Origin of the sequence: Chryseobacterium sp. C-71 (assembly GCF_020911865.1) — a bacterium.
Lineage (GTDB): Bacteria > Bacteroidota > Bacteroidia > Flavobacteriales > Weeksellaceae > Chryseobacterium.
This window is the reverse complement of sequence record NZ_CP087131.1, coordinates 4,196,098-4,219,626: the sequence shown is the minus strand read 5'-3', so window position 1 is coordinate 4,219,626 and position 23,529 is coordinate 4,196,098. Positions and strand designations below refer to the sequence as shown.

Annotated in this window: 29 protein-coding genes; 14 read left to right on the top strand and 15 right to left on the bottom strand. The window is 33.4% G+C overall.

The genetic code is table 11. The features are described 5' to 3' along the window. The first annotated feature begins 135 nt into the window (after nt 1-135). From LNP04_RS19460 to LNP04_RS19450, 3 genes are all read left to right on the top strand, one after another. Nucleotides 136-549 carry a thioesterase family protein gene (locus tag LNP04_RS19460; RefSeq protein WP_229984543.1) on the top strand — a complete coding sequence of 138 codons (414 nt, stop codon included), beginning with the start codon at nt 136-138 and terminating at the stop codon, nt 547-549. Nucleotides 550-581: 32 nt separating this feature from the next. Next, the gene (locus LNP04_RS19455; protein ID WP_229984542.1) at nt 582-2,849 is read left to right on the top strand and encodes a DUF2339 domain-containing protein; all 2,268 of its coding nucleotides are present in this window, start codon (nt 582-584) and stop codon (nt 2,847-2,849) included. Between the two features lie 196 nt (nt 2,850-3,045). Further along, the gene (locus LNP04_RS19450; protein ID WP_229984541.1) at nt 3,046-3,483 is read left to right on the top strand and encodes a hypothetical protein; all 438 of its coding nucleotides are present in this window, start codon (nt 3,046-3,048) and stop codon (nt 3,481-3,483) included. A gap of 54 nt (nt 3,484-3,537) precedes the next feature. On the opposite strand, the gene LNP04_RS19445 is transcribed toward LNP04_RS19450, so the two are convergent. After that, nucleotides 3,538-4,815: a replication-associated recombination protein A gene (locus LNP04_RS19445; protein ID WP_229984540.1), complete on the bottom strand. Its 1,278-nt coding sequence runs from the start codon at nt 4,813-4,815 to the stop codon at nt 3,538-3,540. 189 nt (nt 4,816-5,004) lie between these two features. On the opposite strand from LNP04_RS19445, the gene yidD reads away from it, so the two are divergent. Together yidD and lgt are read left to right on the top strand one after the other, a co-directional pair. Beyond that, nucleotides 5,005-5,247 carry a membrane protein insertion efficiency factor YidD gene (gene yidD / locus LNP04_RS19440; RefSeq protein WP_185145176.1) on the top strand — a complete coding sequence of 81 codons (243 nt, stop codon included), beginning with the start codon at nt 5,005-5,007 and terminating at the stop codon, nt 5,245-5,247. Nucleotides 5,248-5,765: 518 nt separating this feature from the next. Continuing rightward, nucleotides 5,766-6,551, top strand: coding sequence for a prolipoprotein diacylglyceryl transferase (gene lgt / locus LNP04_RS19435; protein ID WP_229986325.1), 786 nt, complete (start codon nt 5,766-5,768; stop codon nt 6,549-6,551). A 26-nt stretch (nt 6,552-6,577) separates the two neighbouring features. Here lgt and LNP04_RS19430 read toward each other — a convergent pair whose 3' ends face one another. Further along, nucleotides 6,578-8,092, bottom strand: a complete 1,515-nt coding sequence (locus tag LNP04_RS19430) for an NAD(P)H-hydrate dehydratase (RefSeq protein WP_229984539.1) — start codon at nt 8,090-8,092, stop codon at nt 6,578-6,580. Between the two features lie 135 nt (nt 8,093-8,227). Between LNP04_RS19430 and mscL the strand changes: the two genes are divergently transcribed. After that, complete coding sequence (gene mscL, locus LNP04_RS19425; RefSeq protein WP_229984538.1) at nt 8,228-8,617, top strand: large conductance mechanosensitive channel protein MscL; 390 nt, start codon at nt 8,228-8,230, stop codon at nt 8,615-8,617. Between the two features lie 57 nt (nt 8,618-8,674). Here the strand turns inward: mscL and LNP04_RS19420 are convergent, their stop codons facing one another. Further along, nucleotides 8,675-9,634 (bottom strand): D-2-hydroxyacid dehydrogenase, encoded by a 960-nt coding sequence (locus LNP04_RS19420; RefSeq protein WP_229984537.1) that lies wholly within the window; start codon nt 9,632-9,634, stop codon nt 8,675-8,677. 82 nt (nt 9,635-9,716) lie between these two features. Continuing rightward, nucleotides 9,717-10,118, bottom strand: coding sequence for a phosphoheptose isomerase (locus tag LNP04_RS19415; protein WP_229984536.1), 402 nt, complete (start codon nt 10,116-10,118; stop codon nt 9,717-9,719). A gap of 239 nt (nt 10,119-10,357) precedes the next feature. Between LNP04_RS19415 and idi the strand changes: the two genes are divergently transcribed. The 3 genes from idi to gcvT are packed head-to-tail and all read left to right on the top strand — an operon-like array spanning nt 10,358 to nt 12,482. Next, nucleotides 10,358-10,867, top strand: coding sequence for an isopentenyl-diphosphate Delta-isomerase (gene idi, locus LNP04_RS19410; RefSeq protein ID WP_229984535.1), 510 nt, complete (start codon nt 10,358-10,360; stop codon nt 10,865-10,867). Between the two features lie 9 nt (nt 10,868-10,876). Beyond that, the gene (locus LNP04_RS19405; RefSeq protein ID WP_229984534.1) at nt 10,877-11,353 is read left to right on the top strand and encodes a hypothetical protein; all 477 of its coding nucleotides are present in this window, start codon (nt 10,877-10,879) and stop codon (nt 11,351-11,353) included. A 52-nt stretch (nt 11,354-11,405) separates the two neighbouring features. After that, nucleotides 11,406-12,482 (top strand): glycine cleavage system aminomethyltransferase GcvT, encoded by a 1,077-nt coding sequence (gene gcvT / locus LNP04_RS19400; RefSeq protein WP_229984533.1) that lies wholly within the window; start codon nt 11,406-11,408, stop codon nt 12,480-12,482. Nucleotides 12,483-12,580: 98 nt separating this feature from the next. Here gcvT and LNP04_RS19395 read toward each other — a convergent pair whose 3' ends face one another. Then, entirely contained in the window at nt 12,581-12,937 is a 357-nt protein-coding gene (locus LNP04_RS19395) for an arsenate reductase family protein (protein WP_129534108.1), read from the bottom strand. A 138-nt stretch (nt 12,938-13,075) separates the two neighbouring features. Here LNP04_RS19395 and LNP04_RS19390 point away from each other — a divergent pair, with 138 nt between their 5' ends. Both LNP04_RS19390 and LNP04_RS19385 read left to right on the top strand, forming a co-directional pair. Continuing rightward, the gene (locus LNP04_RS19390) at nt 13,076-13,543 is read left to right on the top strand and encodes an acyl-CoA thioesterase (RefSeq protein ID WP_047442845.1); all 468 of its coding nucleotides are present in this window, start codon (nt 13,076-13,078) and stop codon (nt 13,541-13,543) included. 9 nt (nt 13,544-13,552) lie between these two features. Beyond that, nucleotides 13,553-14,425, top strand: coding sequence for a sugar phosphate isomerase/epimerase (locus LNP04_RS19385; RefSeq protein ID WP_229984532.1), 873 nt, complete (start codon nt 13,553-13,555; stop codon nt 14,423-14,425). Nucleotides 14,426-14,483: 58 nt separating this feature from the next. Here the strand turns inward: LNP04_RS19385 and LNP04_RS19380 are convergent, their stop codons facing one another. From LNP04_RS19380 to LNP04_RS19340, 9 genes are all read right to left on the bottom strand, one after another. After that, nucleotides 14,484-14,669 (bottom strand): hypothetical protein, encoded by a 186-nt coding sequence (locus LNP04_RS19380; protein ID WP_229984531.1) that lies wholly within the window; start codon nt 14,667-14,669, stop codon nt 14,484-14,486. Between the two features lie 31 nt (nt 14,670-14,700). Next, nucleotides 14,701-14,898 (bottom strand): hypothetical protein, encoded by a 198-nt coding sequence (locus tag LNP04_RS19375; protein WP_229984530.1) that lies wholly within the window; start codon nt 14,896-14,898, stop codon nt 14,701-14,703. A 42-nt stretch (nt 14,899-14,940) separates the two neighbouring features. Continuing rightward, entirely contained in the window at nt 14,941-15,144 is a 204-nt protein-coding gene (locus LNP04_RS19370; RefSeq protein ID WP_229984529.1) for a hypothetical protein, read from the bottom strand. Between the two features lie 224 nt (nt 15,145-15,368). Then, nucleotides 15,369-16,937, bottom strand: a complete 1,569-nt coding sequence (gene rny / locus LNP04_RS19365) for a ribonuclease Y (protein WP_229984528.1) — start codon at nt 16,935-16,937, stop codon at nt 15,369-15,371. Between the two features lie 220 nt (nt 16,938-17,157). Further along, nucleotides 17,158-17,445 (bottom strand): cell division protein ZapA, encoded by a 288-nt coding sequence (locus LNP04_RS19360; RefSeq protein WP_229984527.1) that lies wholly within the window; start codon nt 17,443-17,445, stop codon nt 17,158-17,160. Next, complete coding sequence (locus LNP04_RS19355) at nt 17,445-17,747, bottom strand: hypothetical protein (protein WP_059123884.1); 303 nt, start codon at nt 17,745-17,747, stop codon at nt 17,445-17,447. The genes LNP04_RS19360 and LNP04_RS19355 overlap by 1 nt, the downstream gene beginning before the upstream one ends. A gap of 138 nt (nt 17,748-17,885) precedes the next feature. Further along, entirely contained in the window at nt 17,886-18,668 is a 783-nt protein-coding gene (locus LNP04_RS19350; RefSeq protein WP_229984526.1) for a porin family protein, read from the bottom strand. A 3-nt stretch (nt 18,669-18,671) separates the two neighbouring features. Continuing rightward, nucleotides 18,672-19,334, bottom strand: coding sequence for a bifunctional demethylmenaquinone methyltransferase/2-methoxy-6-polyprenyl-1,4-benzoquinol methylase UbiE (ubiE, locus tag LNP04_RS19345; protein WP_407928665.1), 663 nt, complete (start codon nt 19,332-19,334; stop codon nt 18,672-18,674). A gap of 65 nt (nt 19,335-19,399) precedes the next feature. Next, nucleotides 19,400-19,969 carry a hypothetical protein gene (locus LNP04_RS19340; protein WP_229984524.1) on the bottom strand — a complete coding sequence of 190 codons (570 nt, stop codon included), beginning with the start codon at nt 19,967-19,969 and terminating at the stop codon, nt 19,400-19,402. 100 nt (nt 19,970-20,069) lie between these two features. Here LNP04_RS19340 and LNP04_RS19335 point away from each other — a divergent pair, with 100 nt between their 5' ends. From LNP04_RS19335 to LNP04_RS19325, 3 genes are all read left to right on the top strand, one after another. Next, nucleotides 20,070-21,137 (top strand): 3-oxoacyl-ACP synthase III family protein, encoded by a 1,068-nt coding sequence (locus LNP04_RS19335; protein ID WP_229984523.1) that lies wholly within the window; start codon nt 20,070-20,072, stop codon nt 21,135-21,137. Nucleotides 21,138-21,209: 72 nt separating this feature from the next. Then, nucleotides 21,210-22,415: a metallophosphoesterase gene (locus LNP04_RS19330; RefSeq protein WP_229984522.1), complete on the top strand. Its 1,206-nt coding sequence runs from the start codon at nt 21,210-21,212 to the stop codon at nt 22,413-22,415. Nucleotides 22,416-22,443: 28 nt separating this feature from the next. After that, on the top strand, nt 22,444-22,734 hold the full coding sequence (locus tag LNP04_RS19325) for a hypothetical protein (protein ID WP_229984521.1): 291 nt from the start codon (nt 22,444-22,446) through the stop codon (nt 22,732-22,734). Nucleotides 22,735-22,744: 10 nt separating this feature from the next. On the opposite strand, the gene LNP04_RS19320 is transcribed toward LNP04_RS19325, so the two are convergent. Continuing rightward, complete coding sequence (locus LNP04_RS19320) at nt 22,745-23,497, bottom strand: polysaccharide deacetylase family protein (protein ID WP_229984520.1); 753 nt, start codon at nt 23,495-23,497, stop codon at nt 22,745-22,747. Between the last annotated feature and the right edge of the window lie 32 nt (nt 23,498-23,529).

The window sequence follows — 23,529 nt, the reverse complement described above, 5'->3', positions numbered from 1 at the left end:
TTTTATGCCCTGATTAATTCTTTGGTTGTTTGCTTTTATTGGGAAGACAAAGGTCACATATTTTAACTTTAAAAAAAAATATTGCAAGTATTGATTATTAAAAAATATATTTGTATGTATAAATCAAACCTCAAGATGATACACACAACTCACACAATACGAGTACGTTACGCAGAAACCGACCCTATGAAATACGTATATTACGGCAACTACGCCGCATATTTTGAATTGGGAAGAGTAGAACTTTTCAGAAGCATAGGAATATCTTATGACGAGATTGAAAAGCTTGGAATCTGGCTACCGGTTTCTGATTACAATATTAAGTATTTAAAACCAGCTTTATACGATCAAAAATTAGAAATTCATACTTATGTAAAAAAAATTCCGGGTGTGCGAATAGAATTTGAATATGAAATTTATAACGAAGAAAAAATAAAAATTACAGAAGCCCGCACTACCCTTTTCTTTTTAGACGCTGCAACCAACAAAGTCATCAAATGTCCCGACTTTTTGATGAAGCTCATCGAAAAAAACTGGAAAGAAAATTAAATAAATGACAATCCATTGTAAAAATTCACACAATGGATTTTTTATTGACCTCTATTTTTCAAATTCTTATATTTGATGACAAATCTAATTATATGAGTTCTATTTCTTCTTTAATTGTCATGTTAATAGTGATTCTCATATTGGTTTATTATAGACTTAATAGGCGCATAGAGATTTTAGAAAAAAAAATTTCTGATTTATCTAAAAAAGAAATTTCTTCAGTTGAGAAGGCTGAAAATGAAGATAACATCCCAGAACCCATTCAATTTATCAATCAAAATACCGGAGTTCAAGACCCAAATATAATTCCAACCAATTTTGAAGAACTAGAACAACAGAAAGATTGGCTGACCCCTGTTTTTGATTTTCTAAAACAAAACGCACTCACCATTATTGGTATTTTTACGCTCGTTTTAGGAATAGGATATTTTGTAAAATACGCCATCGACAAAAACTGGATTGGCGAGACTTCCAGAGCTGGAATCGGCTTCATCGTCGGCATCAGCATCATAGGAATCGGACATTTTTTAAGGAAGAACTATACCGTTTTTTCTTCAATAATTACGGGCGGCGGCGTGGCAGTACTCTACTTTACAACAACGATTGCCTTTCGGGAATACCATGTTTTTTCACAGAATACAGCGTTTTTGATAACATGTTTGATTACTGTGATTTCAATCGCTCTTTCGTACTATTACAAAAGCGAAATTTTAATCATATTCTCTTTATTTGGTGGGTTTTTAGCGCCTTTAATGATCAGCACAGGGCAAAGCAACTATATTTTCCTGTTTACTTATTTATCTGTTTTAAATATTGGAATGCTGATTATCGCCTATATCAAACATTGGAAAAGCATCGGCTGGATCTCTTTTATCTTCACCTCAATCTATCTTTTCGCCTGGACTACAGATCATCCAACGTTGGCGAGTATTCCTTTTTATAGTATTACATATATTATATTTTATGCGTTTGCTTTACAGAATTATATTAAAAAAAATCTGTTGTTACAGCTTGATATATTAATGCTTGTGTTAATTAATTTTTCGGCAGTCTCAGGTTTGGTTTATATTTTTAACGAGTTGCAAATGTTTCCTGTATCTGTATTTCCGGTTGCTTTTGCCATCATCAACGCTTGTGGTTTATACAGAGAATATCAAAAGAAAAATTTCGGTATCAACTATTCAGTTTTTGCAAGTATCACCCTCAGCCTTATCACATTAGCATTTGCACTAGAGTTAAAAACTCATCTTACTACAAGTGTTTGGGCAATCGAGGCGAGCCTTCTGCTGTATATCTGGAAGAAAACAAATCACAAAATCTTCAAAGTATTCTTTTACGTGCTTTTTCCAATGGTTATTTTATCTCAGATGATCACTTGGGCGAGGTATTTTGATTCAGCTTCGTTAAATGTTATCTTCAATCCGGTTTTTATTACAAGTTTGATTGTGATTGGAAGCTGTTTTATGAATTTATTTTTATTGAAAAAAGATTCTGAAGAGGAAAAATCTGAATTGGAGTTTTATGAAAATGTATTTAAATTTTTATGCATTTCGGTTATTTATTTTTCAGTGTTATTTGAAATCATCTATCATATTTCGGATGAAAGTTTGGTTTTTATCCTTACCATTAGTTTCCTTTTTACTTTGTATTACTTGTTTGCGTTGATTCTTTTCGGTAAAAAACTGAGCATCACCAGAGATTTCCAGACCGGAATGATTTACCTTTTTCTTTTATTGCTCTTCACGCATATATCAAGTTCACAAGTTGCAACAGAAATTATTAGTAAACAAATTGAATTCGGTTTTTTCTTTGTTCACTTATTGTATATTTTACCGCTAAGCTATCTAATTTTAAAAATAATTCCGAAATCAGATTTTATTAAAAACAACTTAGCATATTGGGTAACGTCTTTAATTATTGTTGTTGCTTTCAGTTTCGAATTATTTAGAACATATTTACTGATTAATGCAAATAATTTGGAGGAAATTTATACCCTTCAAAATCACTTCAGCATATTATACTTGCCTATTATCTGGGCAGTTTTGGCTTGTCTTTTCATTTATTTTGGTTTAAAAAAAGACATTCCGGAATTCAACAAAATCGGTTTCAGTTTACTCGGAATTATGATTTTAAAACTATACGCTTACGACGTTTGGCAAATGGATAATGTCTCAAGAATTATCGCATTTATCATCCTTGGAATTATTTTGCTATTGAGTTCATTTATGTTCCAGCGACTTAAAATTATGATTAAAAAATTGGTAGACAAAAAAGATGAAGCTCTTGAAGAAAATCAATAGAAATAACAGCAAAATCTATTATTTGTCATTATTTTATAAATTATTTTAATTTTTCATTGACAATCTGTAAAAAATAAGTATATTTATCACGTTTTTAACACTCATACTTTAATTTAAGGAACTAATGTTGATAAAACATCGCAAACAAGCTTCTATAAGCTGATGCAAGATTATTTGAATAATAAATATCTGTTATATGAAAAAAATTCTCTACTCTTTATTAATATTTGCTTCAGCAACTTTATTTGCTCAAAAAAATCCTACCGTAAAATTTGCAATCTGTAACGACGCTGTAGGCACTGTAGCAATGTTCGATTCAAGAAAAGAAGCCGTTCAGAGTGTAAATGTTTTTAAAACCAAAGCAAATCTTCCTCAAAACCTTAAGAAATTTGATTATTTAGCTGACAATGGTTTGGCTGAAGTGAAGTTCAAAAAAGATTTCGGAACTTTAGATCATATTGCTTTAGCTGATTTCAATTCTCAAAATGGGCTTTCAAAAGATACACCTGTTTTTATTGAAGGATATGAATTCAAGAATACCGATGTACATATCTTTGCTGATATGATTTCTGACTACAAAGTCGAAACTATGGATGGTAAAAAGGCGCTGGTTATTACCACAAATAAAAAATAATATTTAGAATTATTATATTAAAAACGGATATTCAAAGTTGAATATCCGTTTTTTTTAGTACTTATTTGTCCATTTTTTCTTGAGCTCATCGTAGATTTTCTTTTCTGTGGCATTATTTCCGGGTTCGTAGAACTTAACGTCTTTTATTTCTTCCGGTAAAAAATCCTGATCGACAAAATTGCCTTCGTAAGAATGAGCGTATTTATATTCTTTACCATAATCTAGGTCTTTCATCAGTTTAGTCGGCGCATTTCTCAAATGCAGCGGAACCGGCAAATTTCCGGTCTTTTTAACAAAAGCTAAGGCATCGTTAATTGCCATATATCCCGAATTACTTTTCGGTGAAACCGCCAGATAAATTGCAGTTTCGCTCAACAAAATTCTGGCTTCAGGATTTCCGATTACATTTATCGCCTGAAAACAACTGTTTGCAATCACCAAAGCATTTGGATTGGCCAAACCAATATCTTCAGACGCCAAAATAAGCATTCTTCGGGCAATAAATTTAATATCTTCTCCACCGGCGATCATTCTCGCAAGCCAATATACTGCACCATTCGGGTCACCTCCTCGCATCGATTTGATAAATGCTGAAATGATATCATAATGCTGTTCACCATTTTTATCATACAATGCCATCGTTTCCTGAAGCACCTCCATCACGTCATCATTCGAAATTTCTTTTGTATTTGAATTAATAAACTGGCTGAGAACCAATTCAACAGAGTTAATCAGTTTTCTTCCGTCACCACCCGAATATTGAATGAAAGCCTGCTTTTCTTTGATAGTGAAATCAGTTTTTTCATCTTTATTAAATCTTTCAAGAGCAATATCAATCAGCTCTTCCAGTTTCTCATGTGACAAAGCTTTTAAAATATACACCTGACTTCTTGAAAGCAATGCTGAAACCACTTCAAAACTGGGATTTTCTGTTGTTGCACCAATCAAAACTATCCAACCTTTTTCAACGGCATGCAGCAGAGAATCTTGTTGAGATTTATTAAAACGATGAATTTCATCAATAAAAAGAATAGGAGATTTTCCTGAAAACAGGTTTTGTTTTTTGGCTTCATCAATCACATCCCTTACATCCTTCACACCCGAAGACACCGCTGATAGTTTATAAAATTTCCTTCCGGATTTTTCTGAAATAATTTCTGCGAGAGTAGTTTTACCTGTTCCCGGTGGCCCCCACAGAATGAGAGAATTCAAGGTGTCATTCTGCAGCATTTTCCTCAGTGTACCTTTTTCGCCGGTAAGATGCTCCTGTCCCAAAACTTCATCTAAAGTTTTCGGTCTCATTCTTTCGGCTAATGGAGTGTTTTGACTCAAAATTTATAGTTTGGTTAAAATGAAATTTAAAAAAAAGTTACAGATTTTCAATAATGAGGCTGATTTTCTACCAGGAAATTTTAAAATCGACAAACGCGTTAATTAATCCGACGAACAGCTATTTATCGCTCTGAAACTTCTAACAAATTTAAACTAATTTTCAATTTTTTAGCCTATTTTTGCATTGTTTTGAAACTTACATTTAATAAAATCATTACATCGCCTTTGGTAATTTTAATCAGATTTTACCAATGGTTTATCTCGCCTCTGCTTCCCAAAAACTGCCGATATGAGCCAACCTGTTCGCACTACATGGTTAAATCGCTGCAAGTACATGGCATATTTAAAGGATTTTGGCTGGGATTGAAAAGAATTGCTAAATGTCATCCCTGGGGCGGAAGCGGCTATGATCCCGTACCTCCAAAAAAATAATATTTTTGAATAAACGACCTATTAAAAAAATAAAAATGAGTACTATTTTTTTCAGAATTTACCTTTTTGCATTTGCATTGATTACCCAGTGTTTTTTTGCACAAAATAATCCGGTAGGATTGTCTGAGGGAACTTTAAAAGTAAATTCAACCAACCTTCCGGTGAAGATTTTTGCAACTTCAGAACTTATAGAACTTGATTCTTTTGCCAATTTAAATAACATACAGAATACTTTGGTTATTTTAAATAAATCAAATGTAGAAGCTTCACATTACATGAACAGCTCTATTATTTTAGGGAAATTTAAAGCAAACAATTATCAGTTTTTTGACAAAGATTTTAGATTGGTTGAGAACATTAAAATAACTGAAGATAATGTTGAAGTTTTTAAATATGCTGCAAAAACTCCTAATCCAATCAAATCTACCGATAAAGTTGAGCTCGAAACCCCTTTTAAAATTTGGGATCCTTCAACGGGAATACATTTAGGACCGGTTACTTTACACTTTTATAGTTTGATGTTTATTTTCGCTTTTGGAATCGGGTATTTCCTAATGACAAAAATGTATTCTATTGACGGAGTTGATACAAAATATGTAGAACCATTTTTCACATGGACATTAATAGGAACTATCTTGGGAGCAAGATTAGGTCACGTTATTTTTTATCAGCCGGAATTATTTAAAGAAGATTTCTGGAGTGTATTTTTACCCATCAGCACAAAAAACGGAATAAAATTTACAGGATTTGCGGGGTTAGCAAGTCACGGAGCAACACTTGCAGTGATCGTAACAACATTATATTATTCTTATAAAATCGTGAAAAAAAATCCGCTCTGGGTTTTTGACAGATTAGGAATTGTAGTAGCCATCGGAGGTGCATTCGTAAGAATGGGTAACTTTTTTAATTCTGAAATCATAGGAAAACCTGTTGACCCGAACTCTCCATTTGCCTTATTATTTCCACAACAAAGCAGCGAATATGGATTAACGGTAACACGTTATCCTACTCAGTTATTTGAAGCGGTAGGCTACGTAACTTTATTTGTGATTCTTTGGGTTTTATACAGAAAAACAGACAAAAAATATCAGCAGGGTTGGTTATTCGGATTGTTCTTTTTCCTTCTTTGGGCTATTAGATTCTTTGTAGAATTCCTGAAAATGCCTCAGGGTGATGAAGTAATTTCTTTTGCAGGTTTAAATACCGGACAGATTTTATCAATACCGTTTATGTTGGCAGGTTTAATCATAATGTTTTATTCTAAAAACAATAAAGCTCTTCCCGAAACACAAAAAACAGTTTAAGAAAAATTAAAAATATCATTAAAAAGTCATAACATTGTTGTGGCTTTTTTGTTGAGTTCCAAGAACACATTTCCAAGTTCATCGATAACATCAGTCGGTAGCATGGCTTCTTTAGAGAATTTCTGAGCAGCAAAATCTGCAGCCTTTCCGTGAATCCAAACTCCTAAAATGCACGCATTTTTGGGAGAATAATTTTGAGCTAAAAGTGAAGTAATAATCCCCGTCAAAACATCTCCACTTCCACCTTTTGCCAAACCTGAGTTTCCGGTGATATTATAAAACACATTGCCTTCTGGAGTAATAACTTGCGTGTGATGATCTTTTAAAACAATAAAGATTTGTAATTCTTTTGCTTTAGTTCTTCCCAATTCTATTCGCTTAAATGAATTTTCAGTCGAACCAAACAATCGCTCAAATTCTTTAGGATGTGGAGTAATAATTGAGTTTTTTGGAATTAAATTGATGCTGTCTTTATTTTTAGCAATACTATTTAAAGCATCCGCATCTAGTAGCAATGGTTTTAAACTTTGCTCCAAAAATTCCAACAATGCTTTTTCCGTTAAAGAATCTGTTCCTAAACCCGGACCAATTCCATACACAACATTCTCCTGAATTTCAATTTTTTCTATCAATTTTCCGCCACCAGAAATAAACATTGCTTCCGGGCAAGTCGTCTGAAGTATTTCGTATCCACAGTTGGGTGCCATAACAAAAGTTAATCCTGAACCAGTTTTCAAAGCCGATTTTGTGGCTAAAACTGCAGCACCTATTTTACCATAACTTCCACCAACAATAATCGATTTTCCGTAAGTTCCTTTATGTGCAAAATCGTTTCTTGGCTGAAAAATTTCGTGAATAGTTGTTTCATCAATTACAAAATAATCAGTTGCTGTTTTTTCTATAAATTCTTTGCTTAAATCAATATCCAAGATCACAACTTTACCTGCAAACTTTCCGGTTTCAGGATGTAAAAAACTCCTTTTCCAAAACTGAAAACTTAAAGTATAATCAGACTTAAAAACAGTTTGATTTTCTTCTAAAATTTTATCAGAAAATAATCCTGAAGGAACGTCAATAGAAATTTTTATTTGCTTAGAATCATTCAATTTTTCAATTAAATCTCCATAAATCCCATCTAATTTTCTTGATAATCCTGTTCCGAAAAGTGCATCAATAATAACAGTTTGATTAAACTGAATGTTCTTGATTGCTCTGAAATCATCAATTGAAATTCCAGAAAATTCTTTTAATCTTTTATAATTAATTTGAGCATCTTCTGAAAATTTTTCCTTTGATGAATCTATGAAAACATTTACATCAAAGCCTTTCATATACAATAATCTCGCAATAGCAAAACCGTCTCCGCCGTTATTACCGTTTCCACAAAAGACTGCTAACTTTTTATGCTTTTTACAATTTTCAACAATCCAATTTGCACATGCATAAGCTGCTCTCTCCATTAAATTAACCGATGAAATGGGTTCATTTTGTATGGTAAACTCGTCTGCTAATCTGATGTTTTCTGCTGTGAAAATTTTCATTGAATCCTATTTTTATTAAAATTAATGATTATAATTTAAAAATAATCTAATTATCATCGTAAAAACTCGCTGAAACTTGCATGATTAAAGTTTTTAAATTTTAATTTTGTGTTAAACATTTAAAAAAAATAAATTATGGGATTTGTTAAGGATTTTAAAGATTTTGCTTTTAAAGGCAATGTTGTCGATCTTGCTGTCGGTGTTATCATCGGTGCAGCTTTCAGTGCAATTGTAAAATCATTTGTTGATGATATTATTACACCTCTATTGTTGAATCCGGCATTGGAAAAAGCAAATGTAAAAAACATTGCAGAACTTTCATGGAACGGAGTGAAATATGGAAATTTCTTGTCTTCCGTCATCAGTTTCATCATTGTAGCATTTGTTTTATTTATGCTCATCAAAGGAATTGCGAGTTTAAGTAAAAAAGAAGATACCGTTGTAGAAGCTCCTGCAGGACCAACTGAAGACCAAAAATTATTAATGGAAATCAGAGATTTATTGAAAACGAAGAACAATATATGAAATAAGAAATGCCGCAAAAATTTGCGGCGTTTCTTATTTATTCTTAAAAATTCAAAATTAATGAATCTGTAAAATACTTGAGATCTGCTCTGCTAAAGAAAGACCAATTCTGTCTTGTGCTTCCAAAGTCGATGCGCCTGTATGAGGAGTCAGAGAAATGCTAGGATGATTTAAAATCTCTTTTGAAGGAGTAGGTTCGTTGATGAAAACATCAAGACCCGCAAATTTCACTTTTCCTGAATCTAAAGCTTCAATCAAAGCAGCTTCATCAATCACACCGCCTCTAGAGCAGTTTACGATTGCCACGCCATCTTTCATGATATCAAATTCATTTTTACCAATCATGAATCCTTCTTTCTGAGCCGGAACGTGAAGCGTAATAAAATCTGAATGCTTCAGAACCTCTTGTAAAGGTTCAGTTTCTATATCAACATTGATGAATTGATTATTGTAAAACGTCACTTTAATGCTTGCTTTACCGATCATATTATCAGCAGCAATCACTCGCATCCCAAGACCCAAAGCGATTTTTGCAACCTCTTGCCCGATTCTTCCCATCCCAACGATTCCGATGGTTTTCCCTTTCAATTCTATACCTGCAGCATACGCTTTTTTAAGTGAAGCAAATTCTGTATCACCTACCAAAGGCATTTTTCTGTTTGAATCCTGCAAAAATCTTGCTCCTGAGAATAAATGTGCAAACACCAATTCAGCTACAGATTCTGAAGAAGCAGAAGGGGTATTGATGACGTGAATTCCTTTTCCTCTTGCGTAATCTACATCAATATTATCCATTCCTACTCCACCTCTACCGATGATCTCGATCGATGGGCAGTTGTCAATCAATTCTTTTCTTACCTGCGTTGCGCTTCTTACCAAAATCGTACGGATTTTGTGCTCATTGATGTAATCCATCAAAAACTCCTGCGGAACTTTTGTAGTGATTACTTCAAAACCTTTTTCCGTCAATGCATCAATTCCTGATTGATCTAAGCCATCGTTTGCTAAAACTTTCATAACTATTTATATATTAAAAATGAAAGATTTAAAAATTAAAATACAGTTATGTAAATTCAATTTTTAAATCTTCAATTAGATTTTAATCTTTAAAAACTTCAATGGTTACTTGTTTTTCAATCAAGTCAGTGAATTTTCCTTTATATCTTGTAGCGCGTACCAGGTGATTGTCGATCCAGTGGTAGTTTCCGCCTCTTGGTTTTCCGCACAGTACACTGTGATATTTGAATCCGTGTTTGTCTAACCAATCGATGGTAATCTGCTTTAAATTTTCAGTTCTTGAAGTGAAAAAACAGATTTGGTGACCCTCGTCGTACCATTTGTTTACTGTTTCCAAAGCATCTGGATAAGGCAGACAAGTGACCATTCTTTCCGGTTCTTCGTTGGGAACATCATCCGTAACCGTTCCGTCAATATCGATTAAATAATTCTTAACTCCGTCCTTCAGAATCGGACTGATATGCTCAATATAATCTAGCTCCATCGTTCAAATTTTTAAAGCGCAAAGTTACACATTATTGATTAAAGACTTGTATTAATCTTAGTTTATGTTAAAATTTTAACATAAAAAATATTTTAAAATGAATAAAAACAAGCATTCTATTGCATTTTTCACAAAATTAGCGTGTTATTTTTATTTAAAAAAAAGCCAATATTTCATAAATATTAAAAATTTTACATAAATATTTTACGTAATCATGATTAAAACTTAAATTTGTAGGAATGGAAGAATATGTAGTTTTAGTAAATCCTGAAGATGCAGTTTTAGGTTTGATGGAAAAACAGCAGGCTCATATCAATGGTTTGCTACACCGTGCATTTTCTGTTTTTTTATTTAATGATCAAGGCGAAATGCTCTTGCAGAAGCGTGCGGCAAAGAAATACCATTCTCCTAATCAATGGACGAATGCTGTTTGTTCTCATCCCCGAGATGGCGAATCTTATCTTGAAGGAGCCAAACGCAGAGTAAAAGAAGAATTGGGAATTGAAACCGAACTTTCAGAAAAATTCAATTTCATCTATAAAGCAGACGTTGGCAACGGACTTTGGGAGCATGAGCTTGACTATGTTTTTACAGGAACTTACAATGCAGATTTTAATTTAAATAAAAATGAAGTTGAGGAAGTTCGCTACATTTCCATGAAAGATCTGGATCAGGAAATTTTAAAACATCCTGAACAATTTACAGAATGGTTTAAAATCATTTTAGAAGAATACAAACACAATTTTTAAACACATATAATGAAAAAAACAGTATTTCTTTTTGCTCTCGTTATTTCTTTAGGTCTGTTTGGTCAGAAATCAGATACTAAAGTTTTTGAAAGCGAAAATTATTCATTGACAATGCCGGATACATGGAAAGCAACCAATGATGAAGGCATCGTTAATATTTTTCCAACCAATCAGATTGGCGCAATCACCATTTCTGAATATCACGATTTAGAACTTCCAAAAGCTGAAACAAAGAAATTTATTCTTGCTCTTTACAATTCTTCGGATGACGAGAAAAAGATAAAGACCGGCAGCGGTAAAAGAGGTTACACAGAGTATTTTTACGAATATTTTGATGAGAAAGAAAATCTTTTCTGGATCACCAAAGTGTTTCAAAAAAGCAAAGAAATTTATATTGTAAGCATCAATTGCCAGAAAAAATACTGGAACGGAAATTATATGAAAGTTTTTAATGAAACTTTTGATAGTTTTAAAATAAAAAAATAGAATCGTAAGATTTTTACTTTCAAACTAAGAATATTTATAAATAAAAATAAACATGAAGAAAACAGCCTTGTACGATAAACACGTTTCTTTGGGAGCGAAAATAGTACCTTTTGCAGGATTTGATATGCCTGTACAATATTCCGGAGTGACGGAAGAGCACTTTGCAGTAAGAGAAAAAGCGGGATTATTTGACGTATCTCACATGGGACAGTTTTTCATTGAAGGTGCAGGCTCGAAAGATCTTTTGCAGTTTGTAACAACCAATAATGTTATTGCTCTTGAGAACGGAAAAGCTCAATACTCTTGTCTTCCGAACGAAGATGGCGGAATTGTAGATGACCTTATCGTTTACAAAATGGAAGATGACAAATATTTTGTGGTTGTCAACGCTTCAAACATCGAAAAAGACTGGAATCACATTTCAAAATACAATACTTTCGGTGCAAAAATGACGAATGCTTCAGATGAAATGTCTCTTTTGGCAGTTCAGGGACCGAAAGCGACTGAAATTCTTCAGAAAATAACTGAAACCAATCTATCAGAAATTCCTTATTACCATTTTACAGTTGGTTCTGTGGCTGGAGTAAGTGATGTGATTATTTCAAACACTGGTTACACAGGAAGCGGTGGTTTTGAAATTTATTTCAAAAATGAAAACGCAGAACAACTTTGGGATGCAATCATTGAAGCTGGAGAAAGCGAAGGAATTATTCCTTGCGGATTGGCTGCCAGAGATACTTTAAGATTAGAAAAAGGGTTCTGTTTGTACGGAATGGACATCGATGACACAACTTCTCCTATCGAAGCCGGATTAGGCTGGATCACAAAATTTGATAAAGATTTTGTGTCTAAAGATATTTTTGCAAAACAAAAAGAGGAAGGCGTTACGAGAAAATTAATAGGTTTTGAATTAACTGATAAAGGCGTACCAAGACATGATTATCCTGTCGTAGATGCAGAAGGAAATGTGATCGGAAGAGTAACTTCCGGAACCCAATCGCCGATGAAAAAAATCGGTTTGGGAATTGCGTATGTTGACAAGCCTCATTTCAAATTAGGAACTGAAATTTTTATTCAGGTAAGAAATAAAAATATTCCTGCGAAAGTCGTTAAAATGCCTTTCGTTTAGCAGATTAGTATTTGCAGTTGGCTTTTGGTTAATTTGCTTTTATATACAAAAAACCACAGATTGCTCTGTGGTTTTTACTTTTTTTGACAGAAAAATTTCTAATTATTTCCGTTGAAATGAGCTCTTAAATTCTCAATGTTTTTCTTGTCGTTTCCTATGAAAATCTCCGTATCAGTAAGGAAAACCGGACGCTTCAAGAACGTATAGTGATCTAACAACAATTCTTTGAAATCGTCTTCACCCATTGTTTTCAAATCAAGTTCTCTTAATTTGATCTGGGTTGATTTTTTACTGAACAAATCCTCATAAGAATTTGTGATTTTATGCATTGCTTCCACTTCTTCCTGCGTGATAGGCTCTTTCTTTATTTCGCGCATCTCCCAGTCTCTCAGATCAAATTTTGCTAAAATTTTTCTGCATGTGTCGCAACTATTAAGATAAAATACTTTCTTCATCTATATATTAATTAATTATTTTTAAAATTCCTCTCCAAATTGGATATTATTACAAGATACCACTTTAATATGGAAAAACAGCTATTTAATTTCACTTTGTGATAATTAATGAATATCTTTATTAAAAATTAAATAAAAATGGATAATAAGCCTGTAACTTTTCAGTTTATTTCGGAGCCTTCAGATGTCAATTATGGGGGAAATGTACACGGTGGAAGTGTTATGAAATGGATTGACCAAGCAGGATACGCCTGTGCAACAACCTGGAGCGGAAATTATTCTGTAACAGTGTATGTAGGCGGAATTCGTTTTTATGAGCCAATAAAAATCGGAGAAATCGTAAAAGTTGAGGCTCAAGTCATCTATACTGGTTCATCGAGTATGCATATTTCGATCAACGTCTTCTCAAGAAACCTTAAACAACCGATTTTTGATAAAAAAACACACTGTATTATCGTTTTTGTAGCCGTTGATGAAAACGGTAAAAAGTTACCCGTTCCTAAATGGATTCCTGAAACCAATGAAGAAAAACAGCAGGAAATGTATGCCAAACGTCTGATGGAACTCAGAACGCAAATTGAAGATGAAATGAAACCTTTCCTTTAACAGAAAATTATGCAGAGAATTGATTTTTTGAAACTGTCATCTTTAGGTTTTTTGGGATTATATTCTTGCGGAATCTCAAAATCTATGAACACAAACCAACGTTTAGCTTTACAAATTTACACCATTCGGGACGCCGTCTCTCAAAATCTGGAAAAAGCCTTTGAGAAAATCGCTTCTTTAGGTTATAAAGATGTAGAAATCTATGGATATGACGGAAATTTTTTTGGCAAAAACAAAAATGAATTTCAAACTATTTTAAATAATACAGGTTTAAAAGTCATCAGTTCGCATCATCGTACCGGAATCACCGATAAAGATGAAGGAACACTTTTAAAAAATTGGAAAAATACATTAGATGATCTCAATTATATCGGTGCAAAATATGCCGTTTGCTCTTATCTTCCTGAAGCCGAAAGAACTCTTGAGACTTACCGAAAACTTCCGGAAGTTTTGGAAAATGCCGGTGAAATTTCAACGCAAAATGGAATCCAACTTGCGTATCACAATCACGATTTTGAATTTTTAAAAATGGATGATCAGAAGAATTTCTATGATTTCATTTTAGAAAATACTTCGCCGGATTTAGTTAAAATGGAACTTGATTTATATTGGATTACAAAAGCAGGTTTTGATCCGCTAGCTTATTTTGAAAAACATCCTGGAAGATTTCCTTTGTGGCATGTGAAAGATATGCAGAGGGAAACAAAAAATTTCGCAGAAATCGGAAATGGGATTATTGATTTTAAAAGAGTTTTTGAAGCCAGAGAAAAAGCTGGTTTAAAATATTGGTTTGTTGAGCAGGATTCGAGTGAGAGAGATATTTTTGACAGCATTTCGATGAGTAAAAAATATATTGAAAGCAATTCTTTCTTCTTCAATTAATAAATGCAAAAGTCTTCCATTATTTGGAAGACTTTCTATTTTTAAATGTTTTTTAATATTAACAAGTAATTACTTGCGGGCATCCTATATATTGACTGCAATATTTAGGGCCGGTCACTGCTCCGGTGCAGCTGCAACCGCAAAGTGATAAATCCGGAGTTCCGATTTTACCGATACCTCCTACGATATCTTTCAGATCAGCACTTTTCAATTTCTTAGCGTTATTCAAAAATTTATTTGACATAATTCTGTGGTTTTACTTTGTTGGAGAAAATTTAAATAGCATCATTACAAGTATAGACTTGCGGACATGCTATATAAGTTGAACAATAGAAAGGTCCCGTTACAGCACCAGAACAACTACATCCACAAAGAGATAAATCTGGCTTACCAATTTTACCGACACCACCTACGATATCTTTCAGATCAGCATTGTTTAATTTCTTAGCGTTTTTTAAAATTTCGTTTAACATAATGATTTGGATTTTAAGTTAAAAAATATAAGGATCTTTAATTTATACAGCAAAATCATCACAAGTGTACACTTGTAGACAGCCAATATAAGTTGGGCAATACTTAGGTCCTGTGACAGCACCTGAACAGCTGCATCCACAGAGTGATAAGTCTGGAGTCGCATTATCTACACTTACACCTCCAACGATTTCTTTCAGATCAGCACTTTTTAATTTCTTAGCGTTTTTTAGAATTTCATTTAACATAATAATTTGGTTTTAAGTTGAAGCTCAAATTTAATAATTAAAACAACTACTTCGTAAATTATTTTATATTATTTATAACGTTGAATATAAATTCTTAGTATTTAATTCCAAAAAACAAATATTTAATCCACTTTTAATACATATCATTCGATAGTTTAAACCTATTCCAAAAAAATCCTTCCAAATTTCTTTGAAAGGATTCTATTGTTTATTTTAAACCTGAATTATCTTGCGATATTAACAGCTCTTGTTTCTCTGATTACCGTAACTCTTACCTGTCCTGGATATGTTAATTCGTTCTGAATTTTCTCTGAAATGTCGTAAGAAAGTTGAGAAGCAATTTCGTCATTTACTTTTCCGCTTTCTACCATTACTCTCAGTTCTCTACCCGCCTGAATTGCATAAGCACTTGAAACTCCTTCAAAACTTAAAGCCGCAGCTTCAAGATCTTTCAGTCTTTGAATGTAAGATTCTAAAACCTGACGTCTTGCTCCCGGTCTTGCTCCTGAAATTGCATCGGCAACCTGAATGATTGGAGATAGTAATGAAGTCATTTCCACTTCATCGTGGTGAGCACCAATTGCATTGATAACTTCAGGATTTTCACCATATTTCTCTGCCCATTGCATTCCTAATAAAGCGTGAGGAAGTTCAGATTCCTGCTCAGGAACTTTACCGATATCGTGTAAAAGACCTGCTCTTTTAGCCATCTTCACATTTAATCCTAATTCTGCAGCCATCGTCGCAGCAATGTTGGCTACTTCTCTTGAGTGCTGAAGAAGGTTTTGTCCGTAAGACGAACGGTATTTCATTCTACCAACAATTTTCACCAATTCCGGGTGTAAGCCGTGGATCCCCAGATCGATGATTGTTCTCTTACCAACTTCAATGATCTCTTCTTCGATCATTTTTTTGGTTTTCTCCACAACCTCTTCAATTCTTGCAGGGTGAATTCTACCGTCAGTTACCAATCTGTGAAGTGACAATCTTGCGATCTCTCTTCTTACCGGATCGAAACATGAAAGAAGAATAGCTTCAGGAGTATCATCAACAATGATTTCTACACCAGTCATAGCCTCTAAAGCACGAATGTTTCTACCTTCTCTACCGATAATTCTACCTTTTACTTCGTCAGATTCGATGTTAAAAACAGATACTGAGTTTTCGATCGCCTGCTCTGTACCGATTCTCTGAATGGTCTGGATAACAATTTTTCTCGCTTCACTTTTAGCATTCAACTGAGCTTCTTCCATGATGCTCTGAACGTGCGCCTGAGCTCTGGTTTTAGCTTCTGCCTTCATGGTTTCTACCAATTCTGCTTTAGCTTCTTCAGCGGTGTAGTTTGAAATTTTCTCAAGCATTTCAACTTTCTTAGAAGTTGCTGAGTCTAATTCTTGCTGTTTTCTTTCTAAAACTTCTGTTTTCTTAGCGTAGTCTGCAATCTGCCTGTCTAAATCTTTTTCAAGTTTACCTGCTTTGCTAAGCTCGTCGTTCAGTTTGTTTTCTTTGTCTTTTACTCTTTTTTCGCCCTCCTGCATTTTTCTTTCACGAGACTGAATGTCTGCATCGTGCTGAGATTTCAGCTCAAGAAACTTTTCTTTTGCCTGAAGATTTTTTTCTTTCTTTATCGATTCGGCTTGTACATTAGCTTTTTCTATAAGGTTTTCGGCATTTTTTGTTGCATCGTCTATAATAAATTTGCCTTTAGCATTAAGAGAGCTTTTAGAAAATACCATTCCTAAAACAGCACCTATTACTAAACAAATAACGCCGACTATTATGGCTGTTGTCATATATATATTGAGTTTTAATTGTCTAAATTTAAAAATAAAAAAAACCTACAATAATCCAGTGATTTAGAGTAAACTCCTGATCTCCACGATTTGATCTGATTCCTTCTCTCTGTAATCTGCGTAATGCAGCACGCCATTGAAAAGGCTTTCGAACATTAATTGTTTAGTGTTGAGTTTACCTTAATGTGTTAGAATTACTGTAGGCAGTTTTTCCGGAAATTTACTTCCCGACCTCATTCAACGTCTGATTAATTTTGGCTAATCTTTCGTTGGTTGAATTTATATTTTTTTCGTAGTTCATAGATACCACTTCTGCATTGGTTCCCAGTTTCAGGGCGCACATTGCCAAAGCATCTTGTTTATCTCTCACATCGAAATTTTGTTCAAAATCTTTAATCATATTTTCAATCTGCTTCCCCACTTTACGTAAAGTTTCTTCTTCTGCTGCGGGTACATTCAGCGGATATACTCTTCCTGCAATGTTGATGGTTATTCTCCTTACCTCCATTATAGTCCACTGTTTTGAAGCTGTGCAATACAAAAATCTACTTCTTTTACCAATCTGTTGATATGGTTTTTCATGAGTCTGTTGTGTTCAGGATTTCCTGATATTGCTGAATACAATTTTATATTTTTCTGTTCTTCTGCTAATACCTGATTTTTCTTTCTTTCCTCATCATATTTCTTCTTCAAGTCTTCATGCTCTTTATTCAACTCTGACAACTTTTCAGAAAGATTTTGATGACTTTTATGAAGATTCAAAATCTTTTTTTCCAATTCTGAAAAATTGTTTTCTAATTCTTGAAGCATTTCAGGTTTCTAAATATTCTAACTAAAAGCAAAAATATGAAAATAAAAAGACTAACAAAAATAAATGTCTCTATATTTTGACTAAAAACAAAAAGGAGATGCCAAAGCACCTCCTTTCTATATTAATTTTTTATTATATCATTCAAATTTCAATACAAACATGATCGCTCTTGTCTGTAAAGTAGATACTGCTGCAGACCAATAAGGTGGCGTTGTAGCGTTATCAGCAACCATTTCGTTGTTCATAAAGAACGTTCCTCTTACGGCTGGAGTCAATTTAAATTTATTGAAATAGAACTGAATTCCCATTTCTGCAGACCATGCAAAATTGTGAGTTGTAGATCTGAAAACCTGCTGTTGGTTATCGTCTTCCGAATCAGAATTCGACTGTAAATTAACGATGTAATTCACACCCGCCGCAACGTAAGGTCTTGAGTTGTACCATCTTTCACCATGAAATTCAAGCATAACAGGAATATCTACCAAAGTAGACTTAATCTCTCTTACTTTATCTTTTTCAGTTAATAAAATCGGAGTAAATGCAGGATTCGTTAGACTTCCATTTTGATAAATATCATTTCCCTGCGTATTGAATGTCAATTGTCTCTGAGCAAACTGTAAACCCGGTTCTAATCTTACATCTAAGTAATCATGCACTCTGAATTTCGCAATCAAACCTGCTCCAAAGCTAGTACTAGATTTAGAACTTACAAGGTTCTGGTTATCAGCCATACCATATCTTGGGTTATGCACAATACGGTAATCTAGAATATTGCCATTCAGATAAAATCCCCAACTGAACTTTTGCTGGTCAAAATCTTCCAGCTTGTCCATCCTGTTACGAGTTCTAAATTGAGCGTCTGCAAATGTTGCAATACTAACTGAGGCTAAAACCAGAGCTTTTAATAGAAATTTATTCATAGGTTATTTTGTTGCTTTATAAATTGTGGCTATACCTAAACTTAATTTTTTATATTCTACTTTTTTAAATCCTGTATCTAAAAGTATTTGTCTCATTTTCTCCCCAAACGGGAAAGCATTTACAGAATCCGGCAGATAAGTATACGCTCTATTGTCTTTAGAAACCAATCTTCCGATCGCCGGTAATATATTTTTGAAATAAAACATATAAAACGGTCCTAAAAAACCCTCTACTTTTGAAAACTCAAGAATGTATACGCTCTTGTTTTCTTTCACTACTCTTTTCAGCTCTGCCAAACCTTTTGTAAGGTTTTCAAAGTTCCTTACTCCAAATGCAACGGAAACAGCATCAAATCTATTGTCCTCGAAAGGTAAATTTTCTGCATCCCCTTTCTGCATAGAAATTTTGCCGTCTAATTTAAGTTTTTTTATTTTAATAACGCCAACATTTAACATTTGTTGCGATAAATCTAAACCAACCACTTTTGCGTCAGTTCCTTTTTCCACAGCAATTGCTAAATCTCCGGTTCCTGTTGCTACATCAAGAACTTCCTGAGGAGCATCTTCTTTCATCATTTTTACCAGCTTATTTCTCCACAAAACATCTATTTTCATAGATAATGCGTGGTTTAGTAAGTCGTATTTCGGCGCTATATTGTCGAACATATCCTCTACCTGGCTTTTTTTCGTTGCCTCAGAGTTGTAGGGAGTTACTTTGTTGATATCGTTTGTCAAAACTTGTAATATTCTTTATAATAATTAAGGTAATCTTGTTTTCTGAAGATCTTTGAACGTGATTCTACTTTATCAATATTCTTTATCAGCTGATCATATTCTTCGTCTACATTGTAGTAGAAGTCGTCTGTATAAAGCTTGTTGAAGTGTTTTGCACCTCCAAAATATGGTTTTCCATCAATGATGGTTTTATCCAACGCCAAAAGTAATGAATCTTTTTTAAGATTGTACCCATAATATTGATCATTAACATAATAATCCTTATGTGCGATGTTGATCAAGCCCCTTACTTTATTCACTTCAAATGCAGAATCGTAAAGAAACTTCTTATTTTGATTAAAAACTTTGATAGAATTTTTACCTTTTTTAAGATCAACTTTTACAAATTGTCCTCCAGAAATCACTCCCTCAGAACCATTATTAATCTTATAGTAATAAGTATCTGGCGTAGGGTTATCTACAAGGTAATAATTTTTTTTGGCTAAGAAAAAGAAGTACACTCCAAAAGCAAGTATAAATACCACTGATGCTATAAGTAACCCTTTTAACGACGGATTGTTTTTCATAGATTGTAAAGCACAATTTTTGCAAATTTAATAATAATTTTAATTCTTTCTTATTAATATTAATTATTAACTTTGCATCTTTATAAAATCATTAAAACGAATGCCGAATACGATCATTATTGGTTCTGGATCTTACATTCCTAACAGAGTTATTGGTAGAGATTATTTTCTAAATTCTGAGTTCTATACCGATGAAGGCGAAAAAATAGACAAGCCAACCGAAGAAATTATCTCAAAATTTGTAGAAATTACAGAAATTGAAAACAGAAGATATATAGGCGAAGACACGTCAAATTCAAAAATTGGTTACGAAGCTGCAAAAATCGCTCTTGAGGACGCAAAAGTTGATGGTGAAGAGTTAGATTACATCATCTACGCAAGTAATTTTGGTGAAGTAGGAACCAATGGGGCTGCGAACTTTATGCCGAATATGGCGGGACGAGTGAAGAATCATTTAGGCATCAAAAACAGAAAATGCATCACTTATGATATGATTTTCGGATGTCCGGGTTGGGTGGAAGCAATGATTTTAGCAGACCACTTTATCAAAGCAGGAGTTGCCAAAACGATACTTGTAGTAGGTTCAGAAACTTTGAGCAGAGTAACTGATCCTTACGACAGAAATAAAATGATTTTCGCTGACGGTGCAGGTGCCGTGGTTGTGAAAGCAACCGACGAAGAAAATGTAGGTATTATTTCTCACAACACCATTTGTGACAACGGTCCGGAGCTTGAATATTTAAGAAACGGAGCATCCATCAACAAAGAATTTGATGATCAAAAACTGTACATCAGAATGATGGGTAGAAAAATCTACGAATATGCACTTAAAAACGTTCCCGTAGCAATTAAAGAAACCATCGATAATGCAGGATTATCTATTGATGATATCGACAAAATTCTGATCCACCAGGCCAATGCTAAGATGGATTATGCAATGATTGACAGACTTCACAAACTGTACGAAGTGAAAGATTATGATCACGCAATTTCACCAATGACGATTCAGGAGTTTGGAAATTCTTCTGTAGCAACCATTCCTACCATGTTTGATTTAATAATTAAAGGAAAAATGGATGGTCATACGTTTAAAGAAAAAGGTAACATTGTGATGACTTCGGTAGGTGCCGGAATGAATATCAATGCGATCGTTTATAAATTTCCTTAAGACTTAATAAATTTTTAAAAATATAAAAAAAGCACAAAGGAATTTTCTTTTGTGCTTTTTTAAAACTTAGTTATGCAAAGAAATTTTTTATTTATAGCTGCCATCTTCTTGTTTCTTGAAGTCTACATTTATCAGGCAATAAGAACCTTAACAGATAATTCATGGATCAAAATAGGCTACTGCGTCTTGTCTTTGGTTATCTACGGATTCTTTGCTTACGAGGTTTCGCATTTTCAAAGGTCAGACAGAAGTACAATGAGAGCACAAATCATGATTTCATTGTTTTTGGTCTTTATCTTACCTAAAATTTTCATCGTTTTATTTTTATTGATTGATGACATTTTCAGAACTGGTGGTTATCTAATTGGCTTAACAAGACCTACAGAGAATTTCTTCCCGGAAAGAAGGAAATTTCTAAGCATTATGGGTCTTGGTTTAGGTGGCGTACTTTCTGCCCTATTTATTGACGGAATTACCTTTGGAAAATACAGACATACGGTAAGAAAAGTAAAAGTTAAAATTAAAAATCTTCCACAAAGTTTTAAAGGATATAAAATTATTCAGATTTCAGATGTTCATAGCGGAAGTTTTTCTGACCCAAGCAAACTGGAACATGCGATTGAATTGATCAATGAACAAAACGCAGATTTGGTTTTGTTTACCGGAGACATGGTGAATAACGTTTCTGAAGAATTCAAACCTTTTATTCCTCTTTTTTCTAAAATTAAAGCGAAAGACGGCAAGTTTGCAGTATTGGGAAATCATGATTACGGCGATTATGTTACCTGGGAATCTCCCAATGCAAAAAAAGTGAATCTTGATCAATTGATTGAATATGAAAAACAGGCAGGTTTTGAAATGCTAATGAATGAAAACCGTGCTATCGACAGAAACGGAGAAAAACTTTATATTTTAGGTGTTGAAAACTGGGGACTGAAGCCATTTCCACAATTTGGAAAAATTGATAAAGCTTTAGAAGGCGTTCCGCAAAACGTTGCAAAAATATTAATGAGCCATGACCCTACTCATTTTGATTACGTGGTTAAAAAACATCCTGCAGACATCAGTTTGACACTTTCCGGTCATACGCACGGAATGCAGTTTGGATTGGATTTAAAAAATATCAAATGGTCGCCTGTACAATATCGTTATCCGAAATGGGCAGACTTATATGAAAGTGAAGGAAAAATGCTTTATGTTAACCGTGGTTTCGGAGTTTTAGGATACCCTGGAAGAGTAGGGGTTTTGCCGGAGATTACATTGCTTGAGCTTTCTTAGCTTGAAATCTTTAAACACTGTAATACTCATGAAAATAATTGATTTTGAATCTAAATCCTGGTTTTTTCTAAGCAATGAAAAAGATTATTATATTGATGTCAACTGTAGTTATTCATTTGTTGGTTTCAATATGCTGATTCAATTAAACACATCAGAATTAACTGAGTATCAAAATTGTGGGAGAGATTATTTAAATTCTTTGGTGAAAAACATTCAACAATACGGCCTTTCCAATTATAATGACAGAAATATAAAAGGAGATGTTGAAAGATTAGCAAATGAAGCTATCATTAAATTCTTAGAAGAAAGCTACAAATAATTGTGGGCAATTAAAAAATATAATCCTTCATTCTGGAAGTCGCCAATTCTTTTTCATTGATCCAGGTCAGGAAATCTTCTAACTTGTCCTCCATTTTTTTTCCACAGTTGTAACTTCTGTAAAACGGAACTTTAAACTGATATCTTTTCACATCCGTGAATTGCCAAGAGTCAAGGTAAACCAATACAAATTCGTCATTTTTCAGCGTTTCAAAAACCATATTCTGATAATATTTCATCGGTAAAGTCTGAAACACAAAATCATTATAAGGAAGTTGACTGTAAGGCGAAATACTTTCCGGAACAATACTAATTCCGTTCTCTTCAGTGATCTCAGAATCTCTCTTTAGACGCTTAAAAGGAAACAGAATGTCAGCATTATCAATATTAGAAATATAGCTGAATCCCATTAATTTCAAATCAGATTCCGCAATTTTAAATTCCTTTTGACGAATGCCTTTGATTTGTTTTTCTAAAAAATCTTCAGCGAACTTTTTTGCTTCTTCTATTTGTGAAGCGGAAGAGTTTTTATTATAAAAAGCAATTTCGTGCCCTTGAGCAGAAATTGCTTTTATTAAATTTTTAAGTTTTTCTACAAGAGAAATCTCAATAAAAAAACTTGCTTTTATTTCATGAATGTCTAAAATTCTAAGAACCGATTTAGTATTTGCTTCGTTGATTGCTAACCTTTCATCATCAGAAATCTGAACTTCTTTTTTAGTCTCAGATTCAATATTCATTAAATTAAAGGTCAGTAAAATCATTTAAACTTAAATTTATATAAAATTTATAAAAT

Excerpts from the sequence above, each read along its gene's own strand:
- idi (WP_229984535.1), top strand. The coding sequence starts at position 10,358 with ATGGAAGAATATGTAGTTTTAGTAAATCCTGAAGATGCAGTTTTAGGT.
- LNP04_RS19450 (WP_229984541.1), top strand. The coding sequence starts at position 3,046 with ATGAAAAAAATTCTCTACTCTTTATTAATATTTGCTTCAGCAACTTTA.
- LNP04_RS19405 (WP_229984534.1), top strand. The coding sequence starts at position 10,877 with ATGAAAAAAACAGTATTTCTTTTTGCTCTCGTTATTTCTTTAGGTCTG.
- lgt (WP_229986325.1), top strand. The coding sequence starts at position 5,766 with ATGTTTATTTTCGCTTTTGGAATCGGGTATTTCCTAATGACAAAAATG.
- rny (WP_229984528.1), bottom strand. The coding sequence starts at position 16,937 with ATGACAACAGCCATAATAGTCGGCGTTATTTGTTTAGTAATAGGTGCT.
- LNP04_RS19325 (WP_229984521.1), top strand. The coding sequence starts at position 22,444 with ATGAAAATAATTGATTTTGAATCTAAATCCTGGTTTTTTCTAAGCAAT.
- mscL (WP_229984538.1), top strand. The coding sequence starts at position 8,228 with ATGGGATTTGTTAAGGATTTTAAAGATTTTGCTTTTAAAGGCAATGTT.
- LNP04_RS19355 (WP_059123884.1), bottom strand. The coding sequence starts at position 17,747 with ATGCTTCAAGAATTAGAAAACAATTTTTCAGAATTGGAAAAAAAGATT.
- LNP04_RS19420 (WP_229984537.1), bottom strand. The coding sequence starts at position 9,634 with ATGAAAGTTTTAGCAAACGATGGCTTAGATCAATCAGGAATTGATGCA.
- ubiE (WP_407928665.1), bottom strand. The coding sequence starts at position 19,334 with ATGTTCGACAATATAGCGCCGAAATACGACTTACTAAACCACGCATTA.
- gcvT (WP_229984533.1), top strand. The coding sequence starts at position 11,406 with ATGAAGAAAACAGCCTTGTACGATAAACACGTTTCTTTGGGAGCGAAA.
- LNP04_RS19320 (WP_229984520.1), bottom strand. The coding sequence starts at position 23,497 with ATGATTTTACTGACCTTTAATTTAATGAATATTGAATCTGAGACTAAA.
- LNP04_RS19360 (WP_229984527.1), bottom strand. The coding sequence starts at position 17,445 with ATGGAGGTAAGGAGAATAACCATCAACATTGCAGGAAGAGTATATCCG.
- LNP04_RS19430 (WP_229984539.1), bottom strand. The coding sequence starts at position 8,092 with ATGAAAATTTTCACAGCAGAAAACATCAGATTAGCAGACGAGTTTACC.
- LNP04_RS19415 (WP_229984536.1), bottom strand. The coding sequence starts at position 10,118 with ATGGAGCTAGATTATATTGAGCATATCAGTCCGATTCTGAAGGACGGA.
- LNP04_RS19340 (WP_229984524.1), bottom strand. The coding sequence starts at position 19,969 with ATGAAAAACAATCCGTCGTTAAAAGGGTTACTTATAGCATCAGTGGTA.
- LNP04_RS19335 (WP_229984523.1), top strand. The coding sequence starts at position 20,070 with ATGCCGAATACGATCATTATTGGTTCTGGATCTTACATTCCTAACAGA.
- LNP04_RS19375 (WP_229984530.1), bottom strand. The coding sequence starts at position 14,898 with ATGTTAAACGAAATTTTAAAAAACGCTAAGAAATTAAACAATGCTGAT.
- LNP04_RS19455 (WP_229984542.1), top strand. The coding sequence starts at position 582 with ATGGATTTTTTATTGACCTCTATTTTTCAAATTCTTATATTTGATGAC.
- LNP04_RS19330 (WP_229984522.1), top strand. The coding sequence starts at position 21,210 with ATGCAAAGAAATTTTTTATTTATAGCTGCCATCTTCTTGTTTCTTGAA.
- LNP04_RS19380 (WP_229984531.1), bottom strand. The coding sequence starts at position 14,669 with ATGTCAAATAAATTTTTGAATAACGCTAAGAAATTGAAAAGTGCTGAT.
- LNP04_RS19390 (WP_047442845.1), top strand. The coding sequence starts at position 13,076 with ATGGATAATAAGCCTGTAACTTTTCAGTTTATTTCGGAGCCTTCAGAT.
- LNP04_RS19350 (WP_229984526.1), bottom strand. The coding sequence starts at position 18,668 with ATGAATAAATTTCTATTAAAAGCTCTGGTTTTAGCCTCAGTTAGTATT.
- LNP04_RS19370 (WP_229984529.1), bottom strand. The coding sequence starts at position 15,144 with ATGTTAAATGAAATTCTAAAAAACGCTAAGAAATTAAAAAGTGCTGAT.
- LNP04_RS19385 (WP_229984532.1), top strand. The coding sequence starts at position 13,553 with ATGCAGAGAATTGATTTTTTGAAACTGTCATCTTTAGGTTTTTTGGGA.
- LNP04_RS19395 (WP_129534108.1), bottom strand. The coding sequence starts at position 12,937 with ATGAAGAAAGTATTTTATCTTAATAGTTGCGACACATGCAGAAAAATT.
- LNP04_RS19460 (WP_229984543.1), top strand. The coding sequence starts at position 136 with ATGATACACACAACTCACACAATACGAGTACGTTACGCAGAAACCGAC.